At 59.3% G+C, this 21822-nt stretch carries 20 protein-coding genes; 8 read left to right on the top strand and 12 right to left on the bottom strand.

Annotation, left to right across the window (positions count from 1 at the left end; translation table 11 throughout):
- Window positions 1-63 precede the first annotated feature (63 nt).
- Window positions 64-1569 (bottom strand): glycerol kinase GlpK, encoded by a 1506-nt coding sequence (gene glpK / locus ACTD9P_RS22095; protein ID WP_438869353.1) that lies wholly within the window; start codon window positions 1567-1569, stop codon window positions 64-66.
- 76 nt (window positions 1570-1645) lie between these two features.
- The gene (locus ACTD9P_RS22090; protein ID WP_056857650.1) at window positions 1646-2503 is read right to left on the bottom strand and encodes an MIP/aquaporin family protein; all 858 of its coding nucleotides are present in this window, start codon (window positions 2501-2503) and stop codon (window positions 1646-1648) included.
- 325 nt (window positions 2504-2828) lie between these two features.
- On the opposite strand from ACTD9P_RS22090, the gene ybaK reads away from it, so the two are divergent.
- The gene (gene ybaK, locus ACTD9P_RS22085) at window positions 2829-3299 is read left to right on the top strand and encodes a Cys-tRNA(Pro) deacylase (protein WP_438869352.1); all 471 of its coding nucleotides are present in this window, start codon (window positions 2829-2831) and stop codon (window positions 3297-3299) included.
- A gap of 142 nt (window positions 3300-3441) precedes the next feature.
- On the opposite strand, the gene ACTD9P_RS22080 is transcribed toward ybaK, so the two are convergent.
- Both ACTD9P_RS22080 and argF read right to left on the bottom strand, forming a co-directional pair.
- The gene (locus tag ACTD9P_RS22080) at window positions 3442-4551 is read right to left on the bottom strand and encodes an ABC transporter ATP-binding protein (protein ID WP_056857628.1); all 1110 of its coding nucleotides are present in this window, start codon (window positions 4549-4551) and stop codon (window positions 3442-3444) included.
- Window positions 4548-5468, bottom strand: a complete 921-nt coding sequence (gene argF / locus ACTD9P_RS22075; protein WP_069786197.1) for an ornithine carbamoyltransferase — start codon at window positions 5466-5468, stop codon at window positions 4548-4550. The genes ACTD9P_RS22080 and argF overlap by 4 nt, the downstream gene beginning before the upstream one ends.
- A 422-nt stretch (window positions 5469-5890) precedes the next feature.
- On the opposite strand from argF, the gene ACTD9P_RS22070 reads away from it, so the two are divergent.
- Window positions 5891-7999: a molybdopterin oxidoreductase family protein gene (locus tag ACTD9P_RS22070; RefSeq protein ID WP_438869351.1), complete on the top strand. Its 2109-nt coding sequence runs from the start codon at window positions 5891-5893 to the stop codon at window positions 7997-7999.
- A gap of 84 nt (window positions 8000-8083) precedes the next feature.
- Entirely contained in the window at window positions 8084-8422 is a 339-nt protein-coding gene (grxD, locus tag ACTD9P_RS22065) for a Grx4 family monothiol glutaredoxin (RefSeq protein ID WP_438869350.1), read from the top strand.
- Window positions 8423-8554: 132 nt separating this feature from the next.
- Here grxD and bfr read toward each other — a convergent pair whose 3' ends face one another.
- Together bfr and ACTD9P_RS22055 are read right to left on the bottom strand one after the other, a co-directional pair.
- The gene (bfr, locus tag ACTD9P_RS22060; protein WP_017137040.1) at window positions 8555-9025 is read right to left on the bottom strand and encodes a bacterioferritin; all 471 of its coding nucleotides are present in this window, start codon (window positions 9023-9025) and stop codon (window positions 8555-8557) included.
- A gap of 201 nt (window positions 9026-9226) precedes the next feature.
- A complete protein-coding gene (locus ACTD9P_RS22055; RefSeq protein WP_010564137.1) occupies window positions 9227-9445 on the bottom strand; it encodes a bacterioferritin-associated ferredoxin in 219 nt (72 codons plus the stop codon).
- Between the two features lie 243 nt (window positions 9446-9688).
- On the opposite strand from ACTD9P_RS22055, the gene ACTD9P_RS22050 reads away from it, so the two are divergent.
- A complete protein-coding gene (locus tag ACTD9P_RS22050; RefSeq protein ID WP_003172097.1) occupies window positions 9689-10291 on the top strand; it encodes a peroxiredoxin in 603 nt (200 codons plus the stop codon).
- Between the two features lie 266 nt (window positions 10292-10557).
- Here the strand turns inward: ACTD9P_RS22050 and rnt are convergent, their stop codons facing one another.
- Window positions 10558-11229, bottom strand: a complete 672-nt coding sequence (rnt, locus tag ACTD9P_RS22045) for a ribonuclease T (protein WP_017738287.1) — start codon at window positions 11227-11229, stop codon at window positions 10558-10560.
- Window positions 11226-12272: a dihydroorotase gene (gene pyrC / locus ACTD9P_RS22040; RefSeq protein WP_200433019.1), complete on the bottom strand. Its 1047-nt coding sequence runs from the start codon at window positions 12270-12272 to the stop codon at window positions 11226-11228. Before pyrC ends, rnt begins: the two co-directional genes overlap by 4 nt.
- A 156-nt stretch (window positions 12273-12428) precedes the next feature.
- Between pyrC and ACTD9P_RS22035 the strand changes: the two genes are divergently transcribed.
- From ACTD9P_RS22035 to ACTD9P_RS22025, 3 genes are all read left to right on the top strand, one after another.
- Entirely contained in the window at window positions 12429-13337 is a 909-nt protein-coding gene (locus tag ACTD9P_RS22035; RefSeq protein WP_438869349.1) for a flagellar protein MotY, read from the top strand.
- Between the two features lie 129 nt (window positions 13338-13466).
- A complete protein-coding gene (locus ACTD9P_RS22030) occupies window positions 13467-14684 on the top strand; it encodes an argininosuccinate synthase (protein WP_003208700.1) in 1218 nt (405 codons plus the stop codon).
- Between the two features lie 634 nt (window positions 14685-15318).
- Window positions 15319-15951 carry a response regulator transcription factor gene (locus tag ACTD9P_RS22025; protein ID WP_138816592.1) on the top strand — a complete coding sequence of 211 codons (633 nt, stop codon included), beginning with the start codon at window positions 15319-15321 and terminating at the stop codon, window positions 15949-15951.
- A gap of 85 nt (window positions 15952-16036) precedes the next feature.
- Here ACTD9P_RS22025 and ACTD9P_RS22020 read toward each other — a convergent pair whose 3' ends face one another.
- The 4 genes from ACTD9P_RS22020 to metG form a co-directional block, all read right to left on the bottom strand.
- A complete protein-coding gene (locus ACTD9P_RS22020) occupies window positions 16037-16210 on the bottom strand; it encodes a PA3496 family putative envelope integrity protein (RefSeq protein WP_438869348.1) in 174 nt (57 codons plus the stop codon).
- Window positions 16211-16317: 107 nt separating this feature from the next.
- The gene (gene nth / locus ACTD9P_RS22015; RefSeq protein WP_017137046.1) at window positions 16318-16956 is read right to left on the bottom strand and encodes an endonuclease III; all 639 of its coding nucleotides are present in this window, start codon (window positions 16954-16956) and stop codon (window positions 16318-16320) included.
- 69 nt (window positions 16957-17025) lie between these two features.
- Entirely contained in the window at window positions 17026-18024 is a 999-nt protein-coding gene (gene rsxB, locus ACTD9P_RS22010) for an electron transport complex subunit RsxB (protein WP_438869347.1), read from the bottom strand.
- An 83-nt stretch (window positions 18025-18107) separates the two neighbouring features.
- Window positions 18108-20159 carry a methionine--tRNA ligase gene (metG, locus tag ACTD9P_RS22005; RefSeq protein WP_438869346.1) on the bottom strand — a complete coding sequence of 684 codons (2052 nt, stop codon included), beginning with the start codon at window positions 20157-20159 and terminating at the stop codon, window positions 18108-18110.
- Between the two features lie 172 nt (window positions 20160-20331).
- Between metG and apbC the strand changes: the two genes are divergently transcribed.
- Window positions 20332-21426 carry an iron-sulfur cluster carrier protein ApbC gene (apbC, locus tag ACTD9P_RS22000; protein WP_017137049.1) on the top strand — a complete coding sequence of 365 codons (1095 nt, stop codon included), beginning with the start codon at window positions 20332-20334 and terminating at the stop codon, window positions 21424-21426.
- Window positions 21427-21822 lie beyond the last annotated feature (396 nt).

The following is a 21822-nucleotide window of genomic DNA, read 5'->3' as shown; positions in this document are numbered from 1 at the left end:
CCCATGATGCCGCAGCAATCGACTCCCCGCCAGTTACAACCCGATATGGGTCCGGCGGTTGGCTTATTCAGCGCCCTCGTGCGGTTCCCAGTCGCGGGTGCGGCTGACGGCTTTTTGCCAGCCGGCGTAGAGCTTCTCTTTGGCGGCTTCATCAAGCTGTGGTTCGAATTCGCGCTCGATCACGGCCTTGCCACGCAACTCGTCCAGGCTGCCCCAGAAACCGCAGGCCAGGCCTGCCAGGTATGCGGCGCCAAGTGCCGTGGTCTCGCGCATTTGCGGGCGCTCGACCTGGGTGCCGAGGATGTCGGCCTGGAACTGCATCAGGAAGTTGTTGGCCACCGCACCGCCGTCCACACGCAGGGCTTTGAGGCGTTCGCCAGAGTCCTGTTGCATGGCGTCCAGCACGTCGCGGGTCTGGTAGGCAATCGACTCCAGGGCGGCACGAATAATGTGGTCCACGCGCACGCCACGGGTTAGGCCGAACAGTGCGCCACGGGCATACGGGTCCCAGTACGGAGCGCCCAGGCCGGTAAAGGCTGGCACCAGGTACACGCCGTTGCTGTCCTTGACCTTGCCGGCGAAGTATTCGGTGTCGGTGGCGTCGGCGATGATTTTCAGCTCGTCACGCAGCCATTGCACGGTGGAGCCACCGTTGAAGACCGCGCCTTCGAGGGCGTAAGCCACTTCGCCCCGCGGGCCGCAAGCGATGGTGGTGAGCATGCCGTGCTTGGATTTCACCGCTTTGTCGCCGGTGTTCATCAGCAGGAAGCAGCCGGTGCCGTAAGTGTTCTTGGCCTGGCCGGCTTCTACACACATCTGGCCGAATAGCGCCGCTTGCTGGTCACCGGCAATACCGCCGATGGCGATGCCGCTTTTGGTACGGCCGTAGATTTCCGAGGAAGACTTAACTTCCGGCAGCATTTCGCGCGGCACGTCGAGAATCTCCAGCATCTTCGCATCCCACTCCAGGGTGTGGATGTTGAAGAGCATGGTGCGCGAGGCGTTGGTGTAGTCGGTGACGTGGGTCTTGCCGCCGGTAAATTTCCAGATCAGCCAGCTGTCGATGGTGCCGAACAGCAGTTCGCCGTTGCGCGCACGCTCACGGCTGCCTTCGACGTTGTCGAGGATCCACTTGAGCTTGGTGCCGGAGAAGTACGGGTCGGTGACCAGGCCGGTGGTGTCGCTGATGTATTGCTCGTGGCCGTCGCGCTTGAGCTGCTGGCAGATCTCGGTGCTGCGGCGGCACTGCCACACGATGGCGTTGTAGATCGGGCGGCCGGTGATCTTGTCCCAGACCACGGTGGTTTCACGCTGGTTGGTAATACCGATGGCGGCGACCTGGTCATGGTGCAGGCCGGCTTGTGCCAGGGCCTCGACCATCACCGCGCTCTGGGTAGCGAAGATTTCCATCGGGTCATGTTCGACCCAGCCGGCTTGCGGGTAATGCTGAGCGAATTCACGCTGGGCGGTGCAGACCACGTTGGCGTCACGATCGAAGATGATCGCCCGCGAACTGGTGGTGCCCTGATCAAGGGCAATGATGTAGTTCTTATTCTGAATGTCGGTCATGTCAATTGCCTTGGACGAAATAAGGAAGTCAGAAATCAGCCTGGGCCGCGAAGGGCAGGGGACCAGGCCGGCGCTTTCAGGAAATACGAGTCTTGCCGTTGACAGCCGTGTCAGGTGTTTCTTCAGCTATAGCAGGTGCGGCGCTCGGCAGGTGGCGGGCAATCAGCCCGCGATATGCCGCAGCGCCGAGGCAGGCGCCGACAATCGGCGCGAAAATCGGTACCAGGAAGTAAGGAATATCGCGGCCGCCAGTAAAGGCCATTTCACCCCAGCCGGCGAAAAAGGTCATCAGCTTGGGGCCGAAATCCCGCGCCGGGTTCATCGCAAAGCCGGTCAGCGGGCCCATGGCGCTGCCGATTACGGCAATCAGCAGGCCGATCAGCAGCGGGGCCAGCGGGCCGCGGGGCAGGCCGTTGTTATCGTCGGTCAGGGCCATGATCACGCCCATCAGGATGGCGGTAATCACCATTTCCACCAGGAATGCCTGGGCCGTGCTCAGCAGCGCATGTGGGTAGGTGGAGAACACCGACGCCAATTCCAGGCTGGCCTGGGAGCCGCGAACCATATGGTGAGTTTGTTCGTAATCGAAAAAGAGGTTGCTGTACAGCGTGTAAACCAACGCCGCCGAGCAGAACGCGCCAGCGATTTGCGCGAGGATATAGAAGGGCAGTTTGCGCTTTTCGAAATCGGCAAAGATGCACAGGGCGATACTGACCGCCGGGTTGAGGTGCGCCCCGGAAATACCGGCAGTGAGGTAGATCGCCATGCTCACGCCGATGCCCCAGATAATACTGATTTCCCACAGCCCAAAGCTGGCACCCGCGACCTTGAGCGCAGCGACACATCCTGTACCGAAGAAGATCAGAAGCGCAGTCCCCAGGAATTCGGCCATGCATTGGCTCGAAAGTGAAGGCTGTTGAAGAGCAGTAGTCATGGCAAACCTCGATTGTTGTTCTTGTTGGCGCACAGCCTCAACGGGCCGTTGCGCAATTTTCACCGGAACCAGGATCCCCATCCTGGCTGCGGCTTCCCGCTGGAACACTGGAGTACTATTCCTACAGTATTCGGAAACGAAAAAATATAGACAAGAATGACCGCTGTCAAAGGTCGAAAGTGAACCATTGGTCATTTTCTAACTATTGGTCTGGTGAATGATCACGGGTGAGGCTGCAAGCGCGCATAGCGGGAGGGGCGCACTAGAGCGTTTTGCGTGGGCTTGGCCTAGAATTGGCGATCTTTTTGCTGCGCCAGGAGTAGACATGACCCCCGCACTGGACCTGTTGAAAAAAGTTCGCGCCGAACATCGCGTTCACAGTTACGAGCATGATCCCAAGGCAGCATCCTATGGCCTGGAGGCCGCGGAAAAATTGGGGCTCGACCCGGCGCAGGTGTTCAAGACCTTGCTGGCCAGCAGTGAGAAAGGTGAAATGTTGGTAGCGGTGGTGCCGGTCGTCGGAAGTCTGGACCTTAAGGCTCTGGCCCACGCGGCCGGGGTTAAAAAAGCCGAGATGGCTGACCCGGCGGCAGCGCAGCGCTCTACCGGTTACCTGTTGGGCGGCATCAGCCCGTTGGGGCAGAAGAAGCGATTGCGCACATTTATCGATGAGACCGCGCAACAGTTTGCGACGATTCATGTGAGTGCCGGCAGAAGGGGGTTGGAAGTGGAGCTGGCCGCAGCGGTGCTGGCCGAGCATACCCAGGCCAAGTTCGCGCCGATTGGGCGGAGCTGAAACTCACGTTTTGAAGATTATGAGATCCAATGTGGGAGCGGGCTTGCTCGCGAATGCGGTGGTTCAGTAATGGATCTATCAACTGACACACCGCATTCGCGAGCAAGCCCGCTCCCACATTTTATCCGGTTTCGTCAGTTGATCAGTGAGCCGGGCTGTAGCGGCGAACGCCGGATTCAACCTGAGGAATCTGCGCCGCGGTACTGCCAGACGCTTGAAACAATACTAAATGCTCCGCCGCCACCCGAATCCCCACCTGCGCACCCACCTGATGGTCGGCATGGCTGGGGAAAATCGACTCCAGCTGTGCGCCGGTCGGCAGTTGCAGACGGTACAACGTCGAAGCACCGAGGAAGGTCTTGCCGACAATCCGTGCCTTCAACGCACTGTCCGGTGCGTAAACGATGTCATCCGGGCGTAGCAACACATCCACCGCGCCACCGGTTGGCCAGGTGTAGGCACGGTTGCCACGCAAGTCACCCAGTTCGGTGCTGACCGATTCCGGCGAGCTCAATTGCCCACGAATGAAGTAACCCTGGCCGATAAAGCTGGCGACATAGGGCGTCTGCGGTTCGTGGTAGAGGTTGTAGGGCGTGTCCCATTGTTCAAGACGGCCTTCCTTGAATACGCCCACCTGATCACTCACGGCAAAGGCTTCTTCCTGATCATGGGTGACCAGAATCGCACTGGTGCCGCGTGCCTTGAGAATGTCGCGCACCTCATGGCTGAGCTTGCGCCGCAGTTCGCCATCGAGGTTGGAGAAGGGTTCGTCGAGCAGCAACAGTTGCGGCTCCGGCGCCAGCGCGCGGGCGAGGGCGACGCGTTGTTGCTGGCCGCCGGAAAGCTCGTGGGGGAAGCGCTTGCCGAGGTTTTTCAGGTTGACCAGTTCCAGCAATTCGGCGACCACACGGTCTTTTTGCGGGTGCTTGCGAATGCCGAAGGCGATGTTATCGGCCACACTCAAATGCGGAAACAGCGCGTAGTCCTGGAACACCATGCCGATGCGACGTTTCTCCGGTGCCAGGGTGAACCCGGCGCTGGAGATCACTTCGCCGGCCAGGCTGATTTCGCCCTCGTGCACCGGTTCAAACCCGGCAATTGCACGCAAGGTCGTGGTTTTACCGCAACCCGAGGAGCCCAGCAGACAGCCGATGTCGCCGGCGTTAAGGTGCAGGTTGAGGTTCTGCACCACCCGTTGATCTTGATAGCCGCATGCCAGATTGCGCAGGTTCAGCAGTAATGGCTGGCTCATGCGTGGTGGTACGACGGTGGCACGAGAAATTCGAGCAGCGCCTTTTGCGCGTGCAGGCGGTTCTCGGCCTGGTCCCACGCCACTGAACGCTCATCGTCGAGCAGGTCCAGGCTGATTTCTTCGCCACGGTGCGCGGGCAGGCAGTGCATGAACAATACGTCCGGCGCGGCCAGGTCGAGCAGGGCGCGTGTCACCTGGAACGGCGCGAACAGCGCCAGGCGCTTGGCGGTTTCTTCTTCCTGGCCCATGGAGGTCCATACGTCGGTGCTCACCAGGTGCGCGCCGATGACCGCGTCACGCGGGTCGCGCACCACGGTCACGCGATCACCGGCCTGGGCCAGGAAGCGTGCATCCGGCTCGTAGCCTTCGGGGCAGGCAACGCGCAGTTGGAAGTCGAACTGGATCGCCGCTTCTATATAGCTGTTGCACATGTTGTTGCCGTCGCCGATCCAGGCCACGGTCTTGCCCTGGATCGAACCACGGTGTTCAAGGAAGGTTTGCATGTCGGCCAGCAACTGGCACGGGTGCAGGTCATCGGACAGGCCGTTGATCACCGGTACGCGCGAGTTGGCGGAAAATTCGGTCACGGTGCTGTGCGCGAAGGTACGGATCATCACCGCATCGAGCATGCGTGACATCACGCGGGCAGCGTCGGCGATCGGCTCGCCACGGCCCAGTTGGGTGTCGCGCGAGGACAGGAAGATGGCTTGGCCACCCAGCTGGATCATGCCGGCTTCGAACGACACGCGGGTGCGGGTCGACGACTTCTCGAAAATCATCCCGAGCACACGGTTTTTCAAAGGCTCGAACAGTACGCCGCGGTTACGCAGGTCTTTAAGCTCAATGCCTCGACGGATCACGCTGACCAGCTCTTCGGGCGTGCAATCCATCAGGGAGAGAAAGTGCCTTGCGCTCATCATTAACTACCTTTTTGCAACAGACCGCAGATACTCAAAGCCTTGTTTATTGTGACAACGGGCGAGACCTGCGGCGAAAGCCGCACGGGGCGACGAAATAGGGGAAGGCGCGATCTTATAATTAAATGTCGCGTCTTACCAATAGGGCTACGGTTATTAAGGGTGTTCAAGAGGGGCGCCGGAGCGCTTTTGAAGACTGATTCCTGACAGCAGCGACCCATTTGTACACTGGCGCCGAGACCTTTTGCAATGTGTGGGGGCGGGCTCGGGCCAGGCTGCGTCGGTTTCAGAGGTGCTGTAGCAAGTTTTGAAACATTTGCTCACGGTCTGGCCTATGCCCTTTGATTCACGCGGCGAACGTTGCTGGTGCGCATCCAAGTGACCGGCCATAGTTGGGCCAAAGCCCAATAAAGAGACTGGCCATGACCAAGACTCTCCACCACCGTGCCTGCCATCTGTGTGAAGCCATCTGCGGCCTGACCCTGGAAACTACCCAGGCCGACGACGGCAGCCTGGCGATCACTTCCATCAAGGGCGACCCGCTGGACACCTTCAGCCGCGGACACATTTGCCCGAAAGCCGTGGCGCTGCAGGACATCCAGAACGACCCCGACCGCCTGCGCCAGCCCATGCTGCGCGTGGGCAGCGACTGGCAGCCGATCCCGTGGAACGAAGCCTTTGCACTGGTGGCCGAACGCCTCGCAGGCATCCAGGCCCGGCACGGGCAGAACGCGGTGGCGGTGTATCAGGGCAACCCCAGCGTGCATAACTATGGGTTGATGACCCACAGCAACTACTTCCTTGGCCTGCTGAAGACGCGTAATCGGTTTTCCGCCACCTCGGTGGACCAGTTGCCCCATCACCTCACCAGCCACCTGATGTACGGCCATGGCTTGTTGCTGCCGATTCCGGATATCGACCACACCGACTTCATGCTGATCCTGGGCGGTAACCCGTTGGCGTCCAACGGCAGCATCATGACCGTGCCCGATGTGGAGAAACGCCTCAAGGCCATCCAGGCGCGTGGCGGCAAAGTGGTGGTGGTTGACCCACGGCGCAGCGAGACGGCGGCGATTGCCGATCAACATGTGTTCGTGCGGCCCGGTGGCGACGCCGCGTTGCTGTTCGGGCTGCTCAATACCTTGTTCAGCGAAAACCTGACCCGCGACAGCCATTTGCCGATTGCCGGCCTGGAGGCTGTGCGCAAGGCGATTGCCGGGTTTACCGCTGAAGCCATGAGCCGCCAGTGTGCGGTGCCGGCTGAGCAGATTCGCCAGTTGGCGCGGGACTTCGCGGCGGCGGACACGGCCGTGTGCTACGGGCGCATGGGCGTATCGACCCAGGCATTCGGCACACTGTGCCATTGGCTGGTGCAATTGATCAATCTGGTCACGGGCAACCTCGACCGTGTCGGCGGCGCCCTGTGCACCACGCCGGCGGTGGACCTGGTGGCCTCCACGGGCGGTGGGCACTTCAATCGCTGGCAAAGCCGGGTGTCCGGGCGACCGGAGTACGGTGGCGAGTTGCCCGTATCGGCCCTGGCCGAAGAAATGCTCACCGAAGGTGAAGGGCAGATCCGCGCCCTGGTGACGGTGGCCGGAAACCCGGTGCTGTCCACGCCCAACGGTCGCCAACTGGAGAAGGCGCTGGACGGCTTGGAGTTCATGGTCAGCGTCGACCTGTATATCAACGAAACCACGCGTTATGCCGACCTGATCTTGCCGTCTACTTCGGCGCTGGAAAACGATCACTACGACACCACGTTCAATATGTTTGCGGTGCGTAACGTCACCCGCTTCAATCGCGCGATTCTGCCCAAGCCTGCCGGCGCGTTGCATGATTGGGAGATCTTTGTCGGTTTGGCCAAGGCCTTCGCTGCGCACACTGGCGCCGTGCTCAAACCGACCATGGCGCCGGCACAGATGATCGACTTTGGCTTGCGCGCCGGGGTCTATGGCGATGCGTCCGAGCACAAACTGTCGGTGGCCATGCTCGCCGAGCATCCCCATGGCGTGAACCTGGGGCCGCTCAAGCCGAACCTGGCCGCGCGCTTGAAAACCGCCGATGGCCACGTGCAGGCGGCGCCTGCGGTGATCCTGGCGGACCTGGCGCGCTTTGCCGCCCAGCCGGTGCCAATGGTCAATGAATTGCTACTGATCGGCCGTCGGCATGTACGCAGCAACAATTCCTGGATGCATAACTATCACCGCCTGGTGAAGGGCAAGCCGCGCCATCAACTGCATATGCATCCCGACGACCTGGCCAGCCGACAATTGAGCGATGGGCAGTGGGTGCGCGTCAGCTCACGCATTGGCGAGATTGAAGTGGAAGTGGTGGCGAGCCTGGACATGATGCCCGGCGTGGTCAGCCTGCCTCACGGCTGGGGGCACGGTCGGCCGGGCGTGCGCATGACCATCGCCAGTGAGCAGCCCGGGGCCAGTGCCAATGACCTGACCGACGAGCGGCAATTGGACGAATTGTCTGGAAACGCCGCGCTCAATGGCGTGCCGGTGCAGGTGGCCGCCGCATAAGGCCCGAGCACCGCGCTGGAATTTTGCGTTACAATGCGCCACCGTGCCGACCTGTGAGTCGCAAAGTTCCAGCCGAGGTGTTCCATGGATATCATCGAAACGATCAAAGAGCAGATTGCCAATAACACCATTCTGCTTTACATGAAGGGCGCCCCGAACGCGCCTCAGTGCGGTTTCTCCGCGAAGGCTTCCCAGGCCATCATGCAGTGCGGCGAAAAATTCGCCTACGTGGATATCCTGCAAAACCCGGAAATCCGCGCCAACCTGCCGAAGTACGCCAACTGGCCAACTTTCCCACAACTGTGGGTAGCCGGTGAGCTGGTCGGCGGTAGCGATATCATCACTGAGATGGCTGCTGACGGTTCGCTGCAAGCGCTGATCAAAGAAGCAGCGGTAAACGCGGCAGCCAAGACTGACGCGTAATGCGCCAGCAATAAAAAGCCCCGCTTCTCGAAAGAGAGCGGGGCTTTTTTGTGATCGTTCCCACGCTCCGCGTGGTAATGCATCCTGTGACGCTCTGCGTAACCATGCTCAAGTGGGAACGATCTTCAGCAATTATTCACCCATCTGCGATTGCAGGTAGTTTTCCAGGCTGACTTTAACGATCAGGCCCAGCTGGGTTTCCAGCCAGTCGATGTGCTCTTCCTGATCTTCCAGGATATCTTCCAGCAGCTCACGGCTGCCGAAGTCGCCTTTGGTTTCGCAGTGAGCAATGGCGGCCTTGAGGTCGCTGTGGCTCTTCTGTTCGAACTTGAGGTCGCTGCTGATCATTTCCTGGGTGTGCTCGCCGATGTTCAGCTTGCCCAGGTCCTGTACGTTCGGCAGGCCTTCCAGGAACAGGATGCGCTTGATCAGCGCGTCTGCGTCCTTCATGGCCTTGATCGATTCTTTGTATTCACGCTTGCCGAGCTTTTCCAGGCCCCAATCGTCATACATGCGCGCATGCAGAAAGTACTGATTGATCGCGACCAGTTCATTGGCAAGGATTTTGTTGAGTTGCTGGATGACTGAGATGTCGCCTTTCATGACTGGGGTCCTGCCCTGTAATAGCTGTGTATAAGGCGGAGTTTGAGCGGCGAAATCCCTAGTGTCAAACCTAAGTTATTGAATAATAAATGAAAATTAATCGGAATAAGAATGTTTGTGTTCCGCGTCTTGGCGCTAACTAATTGAATTACGGGCATAAAAAAACCGGACACTAAGTCCGGTTCTTCAAAACGCGCCTATTTAAGCGTGTGTAAATTCTGCTGAGTAGGGGAGCGCTGCCTGGGCTGTCTGCAGCTGCGTCAGGGTTTCCCGTACCACTTGCTTGGCGAGGCAAGCACATTTACCGCACTGGCTGGCAACGCCGGTGGTTTCACGTACTTCCTTGTAGCTGCAGCAACCTTCGTAGATTGCTTCGCGGATTTGTCCGTCGGTGACGCCAGTGCAGAGGCAGACATACATAAGGGAGAACCATCGCGGGTTTAAGGCTTAAGTGCGATGGATCTTAATGTTAACGAGAATGATTGTCAAAGTAGATTCACAGGGTATTGCCAGGTACCTGCGGCGCGCTGACGAACGGTTTTTTCAGTGTATGATGGTCGGTCTTCACGAAGCGTGACTGCGTCACGGGGCTGTCGCTTAACTGCGCCAGACTTGGGCCGGTCCTTTTACTTCAATCGTCACCCCTACATCAGGAGATACCCAATGAGCGTACTCGTCGGCAAACAAGCCCCGGATTTTGACGTACCTGCCGTCCTCGGCAATGGCGAAATCGTAGACAGCTTCAAACTGTCTGAAGCCATCAAAGGCAAATATGGCCTGGTGTTCTTCTACCCGTTGGACTTCACCTTCGTGTGCCCGTCGGAGCTGATCGCTCTGGACCACCGCATGGACGATTTCAAGGCGCGCAACGTTGAAGTGGTAGCCGTTTCCATCGACTCCCATTTCACCCACAACGCCTGGCGCAACACCGCCATCAATGATGGCGGCATCGGCAAAGTCAAATACACCATGGCTGCCGACATGAAGCACGACATTGCCAAGGCCTACGACGTTGAGTCCGAAGGCGGCGTGGCGTTCCGTGGCGCGTTCCTGATCGACGACAAGGGCGTTGTACGCTCGCAGATCATCAACGACCTGCCGCTGGGCCGTAACATGGAAGAGCTGATCCGTCTGGTCGACGCGCTGCAATTCCACGAAGAGCACGGCGAAGTCTGCCCTGCCAACTGGAAAAAAGGCGACAAAGGCATGAACGCTTCGCCAGAAGGCGTTGCGGCTTACCTGACCGAGAACGCCGGCAAGCTGTAAGCCTCGTTTCAGGTACAAAAAAACCGGCCTGTGAGGGCCGGTTTTTTTATGCACCGCATTTTTGACTCTGTGGCGAGCAAGCCTGTTGTGGCGAGCAAGCTTCTGTGGCGAGGGAGCTTGCTCCCGCTGGGCTGCGAAGCAGCCCCAAATCCTGACACCGCGGTCTAACAGGTCAACCGGGGCGGTTTTATTGGGGGCCGCTGCGCAACCCAGCGGGAGCAAGCTCCCTCGCCACAACAAGCTTCCTTACCACAAAGGCGTCCGCGTCAGTCGCCGAAGTCTTCCCAGCCGCCCATCTGTTTCCAGCGATTGACGATGCCGCAGAACAGATCGGCAGTCTTCTCGGTGTCGTAGCGAGCCGAGTGGGCCTCACGTCCGTCAAAGTCGATACCGGCTGCCTGGCAGGCTTTCGCCAGTACCGTCTGGCCATAGGCCAAACCGGCGAGGGTGGCGGTGTCGAAGCTGGAGAACGGGTGAAACGGGTTGCGCTTCATGTCCAGCCGCGCCACGGCAGCATTCAGGAAGCCCAGGTCGAAACTGCTGTTGTGGCCAACCAGAATCGCGCGTTTGCAGCCATTGGCCTTCAATGCTTTGCGCACACCACGGAAGATATCGGTCAGCGCCGCTTCTTCACTCACGGCCATGCGCAGTGGGTGATCGAGCTTGATCCCGGTGAACTCCAGGGCGGCAGCTTCGATATTTGCGCCTTCAAACGGCTCCACACGGAAGAAGTGGGTGTGTTCCGGGAACACAAAGCCCTGCTCATCCATGCCGATGGTGGTCGCGGCGATTTCCAGCAACGCGTCGGTGGCGCAGTTGAAACCACCGGTTTCTACGTCGATGACAACCGGCAGATAGCCGCGAAACCGCTCGGCCATCGGGTGGCGGGAGCCGCCACCACTGTGCTCGTGTTCGTCGTCGTAATGGTCTTCACTCACTTGCTTTCCTCCAGCAGGCGCCAGCGCAGTGTTTCACCGGCGCGCAGCGGGATAACAGTCAGCTCGCCAAACGGCAGGCTGGCAGGGGCGGTCCAGTCTTCACGAACCAGGGTAATGCGGTCGGTGTTCGCCGGCAGGCCGTAGAAACGCGGGCCGTTGAGGCTGGCGAAGGCTTCAAGCTTGTCCAGGGCGTTGCGCGTCTCGAATGCTTCGGCATACAGCTCGATGGCGGCATACGCGGTGTAGCAACCGGCACAGCCGCATGCCGCTTCTTTGGCGTGCTGGGCGTGGGGCGCCGAGTCGGTACCGAGGAAGAACTTCGGGCTGCCGCTGGTGGCGGCGTCCAGCAAGGCCACTTGGTGAGTGTTGCGCTTGAGGATCGGCAGGCAATAGAAGTGCGGACGAATCCCGCCCACCAGCATGTGGTTGCGGTTGTAGAGCAGGTGATGCGCGGTGATGGTTGCGCCGACGTTGGCTGAAGCCTCGTTGACGAACTGCACGGCGTCGGCGGTGGTGATGTGTTCGAACACGACCTTGAGGGTCGGGAACAGCTCGACCACGCGGCGCATATGCTCGTCGATGAAGATCTTTTCACGATCAAACACATCCACGTCGCCACGGGTGACTTCACCGTGGATCAGCAGCGGCATGCCGACTTCAGCCATGGCTTCGATCGCCGGCAGGATCTTGTCGATACTGGTCACGCCGGAGTCGGAGTTGGTGGTCGCGCCCGCCGGGTACAGCTTGGCGGCGTATACGAAACCGCTGGCCTTGGCTTCGCGAATCTCGGCAGGCTCGGTACGGTCAGTGAGGTAGAGCACCATCAACGGTTCGAAGCGGCTGCCGGCCGGTCGTGCAGCGAGGATACGCTGGCGATAGGCATCGGCTTGCTCGGCATTACGCACCGGAGGTACCAGGTTAGGCATGATAATCGCGCGGCCAAACGTGCGCGCTACATCGGCCACGGTTTGGGGTAACGCAGCACCATCGCGAAGATGAATATGCCAGTCGTCGGGACGCAGCAGGGTCAGGCGGTCGGACATTGGGGATTCCAGGCGGGTCAATCTGGTGGGAATGCTACCGGAAAAGACTCTTGCAGGCACTCGCTATCAAGTTTTGCCGCACGTGTCCGATATCCCTGAGTATGCCTTAACGACGTATGACGCTTTGAAGTGTTGTAGAAACCAGTGGAGCCTCCCGTGCGCCAGCATTATCTAGCCCTGCTCAGTGTGTTCGCCAGCCTGCCTGCGATGGCACTTACATTCCAGACACGTCTGGAAAATATTGAGTGGAAGGTGGAAGGCGACCAGTTCGAGTGCCGCCTGACCCAGCCGATTACCGATTTCGGCTCGGGTGAGTTCGTGCGCCGGGCCGGCGAGCAGGCCACATTTCGCCTCAAAGCCTACAGCGGCGCGCTCGGTGCAGGCTCGGCGACCTTGTTGGCGGCGGCTGCACCCTGGCAGCCGGGCCGTGGTGATATCAACCTGGGCGCCGTGCGTGTGGGCAGTGGCGATGTGCTGTTCAACAGCTCCCAGGCCCAGGCCGGGCGTTTGTTCACCGGCTTGCTCGAAGGGCGCAGCCCCACCGTGCGGCATTACGGGCGTGAGGGCGGCTACTCGGAAATCCGCCTGTTGCCAGTGAAATTCAACAAGGCCTTCAACGACTATCAACTGTGTACCACCAAGCTGTTGCCGATGAATTACGATCAGGTCAAACAGACTGAAGTCGGCTTCCCCGGTGGCGGTATCGAGTTGGACGCCGCCGCCAAGAAGAGGCTGGACGTGATTCTCGCGTTCATGAAAGCCGACCCGACGGTTAACCACGTCGAACTGAATGGCCACTCAGACAACAGCGGTAACCGCCTGACCAACCGTGACGTTTCGCGTCGTCGTGCCCTGGCAGTGATGGACTACTTCAAGGCCAATGGCATCCAGGAATCGCAGATCACCCTGCGTTTTCACGGTGAAAGTTACCCACTGGCGCCCAATACCAATGCCGCCAACCGCGCCCGCAACCGTCGCGTGAATATTCAGCTCGAACGCGTGGCGGCCCCAGAGAAACCGGCGCCCCAGGCCACTGGCCCGAGCAGCGCGGCACACACGTCATAAGGTGCGACCATCGGTCGCCCGCTCGACATAATCTGTCGCTTTATCTTCATTTGCTGTCGCGCCTCTGTAAATTCACGGTTTTGGTCGGTAGAATCGACGGCTTTCCGTACAACCCCGTGGAGTGATGGCATGGCCGACGTAAACAAGGTCGTTCTCGCGTATTCCGGCGGCCTGGACACTTCGGTGATCCTCAAGTGGCTGCAGGATACTTATAACTGTGAAGTGGTGACCTTCACCGCTGACCTGGGTCAGGGCGAAGAGGTCGAACCTGCACGTGCCAAGGCGCAAGCCATGGGCGTGAAAGAGATCTACATTGACGACCTGCGCGAAGAATTCGTCCGCGATTTCGTCTTCCCGATGTTTCGCGCCAACACCGTCTACGAAGGCGAGTACCTGCTGGGTACTTCCATCGCACGTCCGCTGATCGCCAAACGCCTGATCGAAATCGCCAACGAAACCGGCGCCGACGCCATTTCCCATGGCGCTACCGGCAAGGGCAACGACCAGGTGCGTTTCGAACTGGGTGCCTACGCCCTCAAGCCAGGCGTGAAAGTGATTGCTCCTTGGCGTGAATGGGACCTGCTGTCCCGTGAAAAGCTGATGGATTACGCTGAAAAGCACGCGATCCCGATCGAGCGTCACGGCAAGAAGAAGTCCCCGTACTCGATGGACGCCAACTTGCTGCACATCTCCTATGAAGGCGGCGTGCTGGAAGACACCTGGACCGAGCACGAAGAAGATATGTGGAAATGGACCGTCTCCCCGGAGAACGCTCCAGACAAGGCCCAGTACCTGGAACTGACCTACCGTAACGGCGACATCGTTGCACTGGACGGCGTCGAAATGACCCCGGCCACTGTGCTGGCGACCCTGAACCGTATCGGTGGCGAACACGGTATCGGCCGTCTCGATATCGTCGAGAACCGCTACGTGGGCATGAAGTCCCGTGGCTGCTACGAAACCCCGGGTGGCACCATCATGCTGCGCGCCCACCGCGCCATTGAGTCGATCACCCTGGATCGCGAAGTGGCTCACCTCAAAGACGAGCTGATGCCCAAGTACGCCAGCCTGATCTACACCGGTTACTGGTGGAGCCCGGAGCGTCTGATGCTGCAACAGATGATCGACGCCTCCCAGGTTCACGTGAACGGCGTTGTGCGCCTGAAGCTGTACAAGGGCAACGTGATCGTTACTGGCCGCAAGTCCGATGAGTCGCTGTTCGACGCCAACATCGCCACCTTCGAAGAAGACGGCGGCGCCTACAACCAGGCAGACGCGGCAGGCTTCATCAAGCTGAACGCGCTGCGTATGCGCATCGCCGCCAACAAGGGTCGCAAGCTGTTCTGAGTGCTGCCCTCGTTGTAAAAAATGGCCCCTTGTTCAAGGGGCCATTTTTTTGTCTGCATATAAAGGCAGGTGCCTTAAATACAGCCTGATGTTTAAGCGATGCGCTGTCGTTTAAGTTTTGTTGAATATCGAAGTTGAACGCGGCCGTTTCAGCGATGGCGTGTTTATTTCTGTACGACTGAATGAATTTTTTACACCTGTACAGGAACTATGTCTTACGGAAAATTCACTACCTAAGTACAGCGAGTATGTAGGGCGCTGAAACTTCTGTAGGAAATAGGGATGTAAACAGGTATGTTGAATGGAACTAAAACAGTTGATTTTTTTTCAGCTGTTCGCTGGCCTTGCGGCGACAAGCAAGGGATATTTCCTGAAAGTCATGTGCGGTACATTTACCTCATACCCATTTTGCGGTGCATATTTCACTCAAAATATGTATGGCCCCGGAAAGTTCTGAAGGGCTCCATAAAACCGTATGCGCCAGAGTTTGTGTTTTTTTGTAGGTTAATTCCTATATCGTTGTGGGTTGGGTCTCTGCTTGCTGTTGCTTGGGGGGGAGCGCTATGCCAACTAGGAAACGACTAGGCTATTGTGCTTGCTCTAAATAATTCGAACAGCGAAATTGGACTTTCTCATGAATAAAGTGCTGATCGTGGATGATCATCCCGTCATTCGTCTTGCTGTGCGCATGCTAATGGAACGTCATGGTTATGAAGTCGTTGCCGAGACTGATAACGGCGTCGATGCGTTGCAACTTGCACGGGAACATATGCCGGACATTGTCATTCTGGATATCGGGATACCCAAACTCGATGGCTTGGAAGTTATCTGTCGCCTGGCGTCTACCAAGCAGGCTGCGCCCGTCAAGGTGCTGGTGCTGACGTCTCAGGCGCCTGGCCATTTTTCCATGCGCTGCATGCAGGCGGGGGCGGCGGGCTACGTGTGCAAGCAGCAGGACCTGACGGAGTTGTTGAGCGCTATCAAGGCGGTGCTCTCCGGCTACAGCTATTTTCCCAACCAGGCGCTCAACTCGGTACGCTCGACCATGGGCAATGCCAGCGAGGCGGACATGGTTGAACGCTTGTCGGGTCGCGAGATGATGGTGCTGCAGCAACTGGCCCGAGGCAAAACCAACAAGGAAATCGCCGACGGCATGTTCCTGAGCAACAAAACCGTCAGCACCTACAAGACACGCCTATTGCTCAAGCTTAATGCACGTTCCCTTGTGGACTTGATCGAGCTGGCCCAGCGCAACGGCCTCGTGTAGACACGGGTGCGGTTGTACACCCAAACCTGAAAAACCGGCAAAAAAAAGCCTCCGTCAGGGAGGCTTCCGGCCGTCAGCGCATCGATCAGAGGTCGAAGTCGTAATCGGCCAGTTGTTTTTGCAAGCGTCGCTCTTCCAGCAGGTTGTCGATAGTGCGGCGTTTGCTCAAATTGGTCTTGGCCACCTCTGCCACAGGGGCGTCCCCTTCGTCATCCGTCAGATCGTCTTCTACATCCAGTTGTTCTTTGCCAGTGCTCATAAGGTTAACTCCAGGCTAAGACTGCCGTTGGCGCCCCTTATAACGATAATCCACGAACGGGTAAAAAAGATTTTTTCAATCGACTGATCGAGAAAACTAATGAACGCTCAATCGTCGGAGGTTTTGTCCTTGTATTCACACAGGTCCTCGATACGGCAACTCCCGCAGCGAGGCTTGCGGGCCTGGCATACGTAGCGCCCGTGCAGGATCAGCCAGTGGTGGGAGTCGAGCAGATAGGGCTTGGGTACAAACTTCATCAGCTGCTTTTCTACCTCGACCACATTCTTGCCGCGCGCGATGCCGGTTCGGTTGCTGACGCGGAAAATATGCGTGTCCACTGCCATGGTCAGTTGCCGGAACGCGGTATTGAGCACCACGTTGGCGGTTTTGCGGCCCACGCCTGGAAGGGCTTCCAGGGCTTCGCGGGTTTGCGGCACTTCACTGCCGTGCAACTCAACCAACAGGCGGCAGGTCTCAATGACGTTCTTGGCCTTGCTGTTGTACAGGCCGATCGTCTTGATGTACTCCGACAAACCCTCCACACCCAGGGCGTAAATGGCGGCTGGCGTATTGGCCACCGGGTACAGCTTGGCCGTAGCCTTATTGACGCCAACGTCCGTGGATTGTGCCGACAGGATTACCGCAATCAGCAACTCGAACGGCGACGAATAGGCCAGCTCGGTCTTGGGTTCCGGATTGTCTTCATGAAACCTGCGGAAAATTTCCAGGCGTTTTGCGGCGTTCATGGGGCAGTTGTTTCCTTGCAGGCGATCAGCGCGATTGTAGCAATACACAGGGCAGGGTTTATCGCCGGGTTATGCGCTGTTATGCGCATCCACTTGGCGTTGCGCGTCATCGAGGTTGCTTTGCGCCTCGGCCAGTTGCTGTGGGGCAGCGTTTAGATCCTGGGCTTTCTTCAATTCAGCGCGGCGCATGGCCAGCTGGATTTTAGCGCGCTTGAGGTCGGCGCCGTTACTGGGCGCGGTTGCAGGCATCGGTGTGCTCTGTACTTCCAGGGCGTCCAGCGCCTGCTCCGCCGCTTCGAACTGCTGTTGCAGCACGATCAACTGCGACTGCTGCTCAAAGGTCGGTGGATGTCCAAATGCCTTGAGGGATTTATGCAGTTGGGCACGGCTCATGGCAACGGCGATCTTGGCTTTCTTGACCGCTGTATCCCGGGCCGCTTGAGTGTCATCGGCTGCAACGGGGGCAGCCGGCGGTGCCGAACGTTTAGCCCGCGCCAGGCGCTCGGCGAGCTTATGCGCTTCCTCGCGTTGCAGCCGCGCATTGCGTTGCTCAAAGCGCCGCCGCGCGCGGTCGCGCTTGAGAGTACGCTCCTGGTGTTGCAGATCATTGGTCGCCAGGCCGCCGACAATCGCCAGCACCGTGGTCGCTGGGCGCATTTCGATGCAGTCCACAGGGCAGGGCGCAACACACAGGTCGCAGCCGGTGCACTCATCCATGATCACGGTGTGCATCAACTTGGCGGCGCCGACAATCGCATCCACCGGGCATGCCTGAATGCACTTGGTGCAGCCGATGCACTCGGCTTCGCGGATGTAGGCGACCTGGGCTGGGGCTTCGCCGCGAGTGGTGTCCAGTTCCAACACCGGCACGCGCAACAGGTGGGCCAGGCCAGCAATGGTTTCCTGCCCACCGGGCGGGCACTTGTTGATCGCCTCGCCTTGCGCGATACCCTCGGCGTAAGGCTTGCAACCCGGATGCCCGCATTTGCCGCATTGGGTCTGCGGCAGTAGCGCGTCGATACGTTGAATCAGAGTCATGGGGGGATCATTGGCATGCCGGTTAAACAAACAGAGGCTGATTATCCGGCAAGCTGGAAAAGGGGACTAGCTGAAAAGCCCTGTCGCCGAAACGACAGGGCTGTTTTGCAGGCTTACTTGATGCGCTGACCCGGCTTGGCGCCGCTGTCAGGGCTCAACAGGTAGATCTCTTCGCCGCCAGGGCCGGCTGCCATCACCATGCCTTCGGAGATACCGAACTTCATTTTGCGTGGCTTGAGGTTGGCGATCATCATGGTCAGGCGACCATCGAGCTTGGACGGGTCCGGGTAGGCGCTCTTGATGCCGGAGAACACGTTACGTTGTTCGCCACCCAGGTCCAGGGTCAGGCGCAGCAGCTTGTCGGCACCTTCTACGGCCTCGGCCTTGACGATCAGCGCAACGCGCAGGTCAACGGCGGCAAAGGCGTCGAAGTCGATTTCTGCCGAGATCGGATCCTTGGCCAGCTCACCGTTACCGGCGGGCGCAGCCGAACCGGTGTCGGTCTGGCTGGCGACCAGGTCTTCTTTCGAAGCGTCGGTCATGGCCTGGACTTTCACAGGGTCAATACGCGTCATCAATGGTTTGAACTCGTTCAACTGGTGGTTGCCGAGCAGGGTGGCGTGGTCGTTCCAGGTCAGCGGCGCGACGTTGAGGAACGCCTCGGCATCAGCGGCCAGCAAGGGCAGCACTGGCTTGAGGAAGATTACCAACTGACGGAACAGGTTGACGCCCGTGGCGCAGATTGCCTGGACTTCTGCTTGCTTGCCTTCCTGCTTGTTCAGCGACCACGGCGCCTTGTCGGCGATCCAGGCGTTGGCGCGGTCGGCCAGGCCCATGATCTCGCGCATGGCGCGGGCAAAGTCACGGGCTTCATAGGCGTCGGCGATGCTTGGCGCGGCGGCCAGGAAGGCTTCGGTCAGTTCCGGAGCGGCGTTTTCAGCCACCAGTAAACCGGCATTGCCCTTGTGGATAAACCCGGCGCAACGGCTGGCAATATTGACCACTTTGCCGACCAGGTCCGAGTTGACCTTCTGTACGAAGTCTTCCAGGTTCAGGTCCAGGTCGTCGACCCCACGGCCCAGCTTGGCGGCGTAGTAGTAGCGCAGGTATTCCGGCGACAGGTGGTCCAGGTAAGTGCGCGCCTTGATAAAGGTGCCACGGGACTTGGACATTTTCTGGCCATTGACCGTCAGGTAGCCGTGCACGGCGATACCGGTCGGCTTACGATAGCCTGAGCCTTCGAGCATGGCCGGCCAGAACAGCGCGTGGAAGTTAACGATGTCTTTGCCGATGAAGTGGTACAGCTCGGCGGTGGAGTCCTTGGCCCAGTAAGCGTCAAAGTCCAGCCCCGGCGTACGGTCGCAGAGGTTCTTGAAGCTGGCCATGTAGCCAATCGGCGCGTCCAGCCACACATAGAAGTACTTGCCCGGCTCGCCCGGGATCTCGAAGCCGAAGTACGGCGCATCGCGGGAGATGTCCCATTGCTGCAGGCCGCTGTCGAGCCATTCGGAGAGTTTGTTGGCCACGGCGTCCTGCAAGGTGCCGCTGCGGGTCCAGGTTTGCAGCATCTGCTGGAAATCCGGGAGCTTGAAGAAGAAGTGCTGGGAATCCTTGAGCACCGGGGTGGCGCCGGAGATTGCCGACTTCGGGTTCTTCAAGTCAGTCGGTGCATAGGTCGCACCACATTTTTCGCAGTTGTCGCCGTACTGGTCTTCGGTGCCGCATTTAGGGCAAGTGCCCTTGATGAAGCGGTCGGCCAGGAACATTTTCTTTTCCGGGTCGAAATACTGGGTCACCGAACGCTGGTCGATGTGCCCGGCTTCCTTCAAGCGCAGGTAGATCTGGCTCGACAGCTCGCGGTTTTCTTCGGAGTGGGTCGAGTGAAAGTTGTCAAAGTCCACCAGGAACTCGGCAAAGTCGGCGCTGTGTTCAGCCTGCACATTGGCGATCAGTTGTTCCGGGGTGATGCCTTCCTTCTCGGCGCGCAACATGATGGCCGAACCGTGGGCGTCGTCCGCGCAGACATAAATGCATTGGTTGCCGCGATGCTTCTGGAAGCGCACCCACATATCGGTCTGGATGTACTCAAGCATATGGCCAAGATGGATGGAACCATTGGCATAGGGCAGGGCGCTGGTGACGAGGATCTTGCGTGGCTCGGACATGGGGCTCGGCTACTTGATGAAACGGAGGTCGGCCACTATAAAGCGCCGGGAAATATATTTCACCCCGTGGTGCTGTTTCTGAATCTTCCCAAGGCTCGAAAGCATGCCGCTGGGCGGCCGGAACGGTTAGGATAGCCGCCTGTTTCAGTCAGTCTTTTTTCGGGAGTAGCCCATGAGCGCCGTCAATCGCGCAGCGGTGGAAGCCGTTCTTCGCCAGTACACCGACCCCTATTTGAACCAGGACCCGGTCAGCGCCGGCTGTGTACGTGCCATTGAAGTCCAGGGCGACCAGGTGTCGGTCCAGTTGGAACTGGGCTATGCCGCCGGTTTGTTCAAGAGTGGCTGGGCGCAGATGCTGCAAATGGCCATCGAAGGCCTGGAGGGCGTGCGTTCGGCCAAGGTCGACATCCAGTGCGTGATCGCCGCGCACAAGGCCCAGGCGCAGATTCCGGGCCTGGCCAACGTCAAGAATGTCATCGCCGTGGCCTCCGGCAAGGGTGGCGTGGGTAAATCCACCACCGCCGCCAACCTGGCGCTGGCGCTGGCCCGAGAGGGGGCGCGCGTGGGCATCCTCGACGCCGATATCTACGGACCAAGCCAGGGCGTGATGTTCGGCATCGCCGAAGGCACACGGCCCAAGGTCAAGGACCAGAAGTGGTTTGTGCCCATCGAGTCGCTGGGCGTGGAAGTGATGTCCATGGCCTTCCTCACCGACGACAACACGCCGATGGTCTGGCGCGGGCCGATGGTCTCTGGCGCCTTGCTGCAACTGGTCACCCAGACCGCCTGGGGCGACCTCGATTACCTGGTGATCGACATGCCGCCAGGCACTGGCGATATCCAGCTGACACTGGCGCAAAAGGTGCCGGTGGCCGGTTCGGTGATCGTGACCACGCCTCAGGACCTGGCGCTGCTGGATGCCAGAAAAGGCGTGGAGATGTTCCGCAAGGTCAACATCCCGGTGCTGGGCGTTGTTGAAAACATGGCGGTACACATCTGCTCCAACTGCGGCCACGCCGAACATTTGTTCGGCGAAGGCGGCGGCGAGAAGTTGGCGACCCAATACGGGGTTGAGTTGCTGGCGTCGTTGCCGCTGGCGATGGAAATTCGTGAGCAGGCCGACGGCGGCAAGCCGACCGTGGCCGCCGAGCCTGATGGACCGATCGCTATGGTGTACCAGGAACTGGCCCGTCATGTGGGCGCGCGGATCGTCCTGCAGGAAGCGGCGGCACCGGCGATGCCGACCATCACTGTCAGCGATGACTGAGTCGGCTGAATGAAAAAAGCCTCGACCTTGTCGGGGCTTTTTTATGTGCGCCAGGCATGGCGCGTTGCGCGAAGCGCAACCAGCTTGGCTGTGGTGGCCTCGCTGGTGACTTGGAGGTGAAAGTCCTCTACACACCCGGCAAGGGGAAGTGTCAGCCAGAGGCAAGGGTGTCGCGGGTGACTGCGAATCTGAAGGAAGCCCGAGGCAAAATGCTGGCCTGACGAACAGGAAGCGGATAGAGGCGGCGTAGCGGGGTAAGACGGCATAAGTCGTTAAAGCCCAATACTTGCACGGAACGCTACGACGTATATCCGACAGGCATAAGCAGGAAGGTCGCGCGAATTACCCTGGGAGATCTGTAGGTTTGCCACTGTGCTACCGGCGTCGAGAGGCGAC

It is taken from the genome of Pseudomonas onubensis (assembly GCF_965653655.1).
Taxonomy (GTDB): Bacteria; Pseudomonadota; Gammaproteobacteria; order Pseudomonadales; family Pseudomonadaceae; genus Aquipseudomonas.
The sequence above is the reverse complement of the archived record's forward strand: the minus strand, read 5'-3'. Positions and strand labels throughout refer to the sequence as shown.

Excerpts from the sequence above, each read along its gene's own strand:
- glpK (WP_438869353.1), bottom strand. The coding sequence starts at position 1,569 with ATGACCGACATTCAGAATAAGAACTACATCATTGCCCTTGATCAGGGC.
- ACTD9P_RS22090 (WP_056857650.1), bottom strand. The coding sequence starts at position 2,503 with ATGACTACTGCTCTTCAACAGCCTTCACTTTCGAGCCAATGCATGGCC.
- ybaK (WP_438869352.1), top strand. The coding sequence starts at position 2,829 with ATGACCCCCGCACTGGACCTGTTGAAAAAAGTTCGCGCCGAACATCGC.
- ACTD9P_RS22080 (WP_056857628.1), bottom strand. The coding sequence starts at position 4,551 with ATGAGCCAGCCATTACTGCTGAACCTGCGCAATCTGGCATGCGGCTAT.
- argF (WP_069786197.1), bottom strand. The coding sequence starts at position 5,468 with ATGAGCGCAAGGCACTTTCTCTCCCTGATGGATTGCACGCCCGAAGAG.
- ACTD9P_RS22070 (WP_438869351.1), top strand. The coding sequence starts at position 5,891 with ATGACCAAGACTCTCCACCACCGTGCCTGCCATCTGTGTGAAGCCATC.
- grxD (WP_438869350.1), top strand. The coding sequence starts at position 8,084 with ATGGATATCATCGAAACGATCAAAGAGCAGATTGCCAATAACACCATT.
- bfr (WP_017137040.1), bottom strand. The coding sequence starts at position 9,025 with ATGAAAGGCGACATCTCAGTCATCCAGCAACTCAACAAAATCCTTGCC.
- ACTD9P_RS22055 (WP_010564137.1), bottom strand. The coding sequence starts at position 9,445 with ATGTATGTCTGCCTCTGCACTGGCGTCACCGACGGACAAATCCGCGAA.
- ACTD9P_RS22050 (WP_003172097.1), top strand. The coding sequence starts at position 9,689 with ATGAGCGTACTCGTCGGCAAACAAGCCCCGGATTTTGACGTACCTGCC.
- pyrC (WP_200433019.1), bottom strand. The coding sequence starts at position 12,272 with ATGTCCGACCGCCTGACCCTGCTGCGTCCCGACGACTGGCATATTCAT.
- ACTD9P_RS22030 (WP_003208700.1), top strand. The coding sequence starts at position 13,467 with ATGGCCGACGTAAACAAGGTCGTTCTCGCGTATTCCGGCGGCCTGGAC.
- ACTD9P_RS22025 (WP_138816592.1), top strand. The coding sequence starts at position 15,319 with ATGAATAAAGTGCTGATCGTGGATGATCATCCCGTCATTCGTCTTGCT.
- ACTD9P_RS22020 (WP_438869348.1), bottom strand. The coding sequence starts at position 16,210 with ATGAGCACTGGCAAAGAACAACTGGATGTAGAAGACGATCTGACGGAT.
- nth (WP_017137046.1), bottom strand. The coding sequence starts at position 16,956 with ATGAACGCCGCAAAACGCCTGGAAATTTTCCGCAGGTTTCATGAAGAC.
- metG (WP_438869346.1), bottom strand. The coding sequence starts at position 20,159 with ATGTCCGAGCCACGCAAGATCCTCGTCACCAGCGCCCTGCCCTATGCC.
- apbC (WP_017137049.1), top strand. The coding sequence starts at position 20,332 with ATGAGCGCCGTCAATCGCGCAGCGGTGGAAGCCGTTCTTCGCCAGTAC.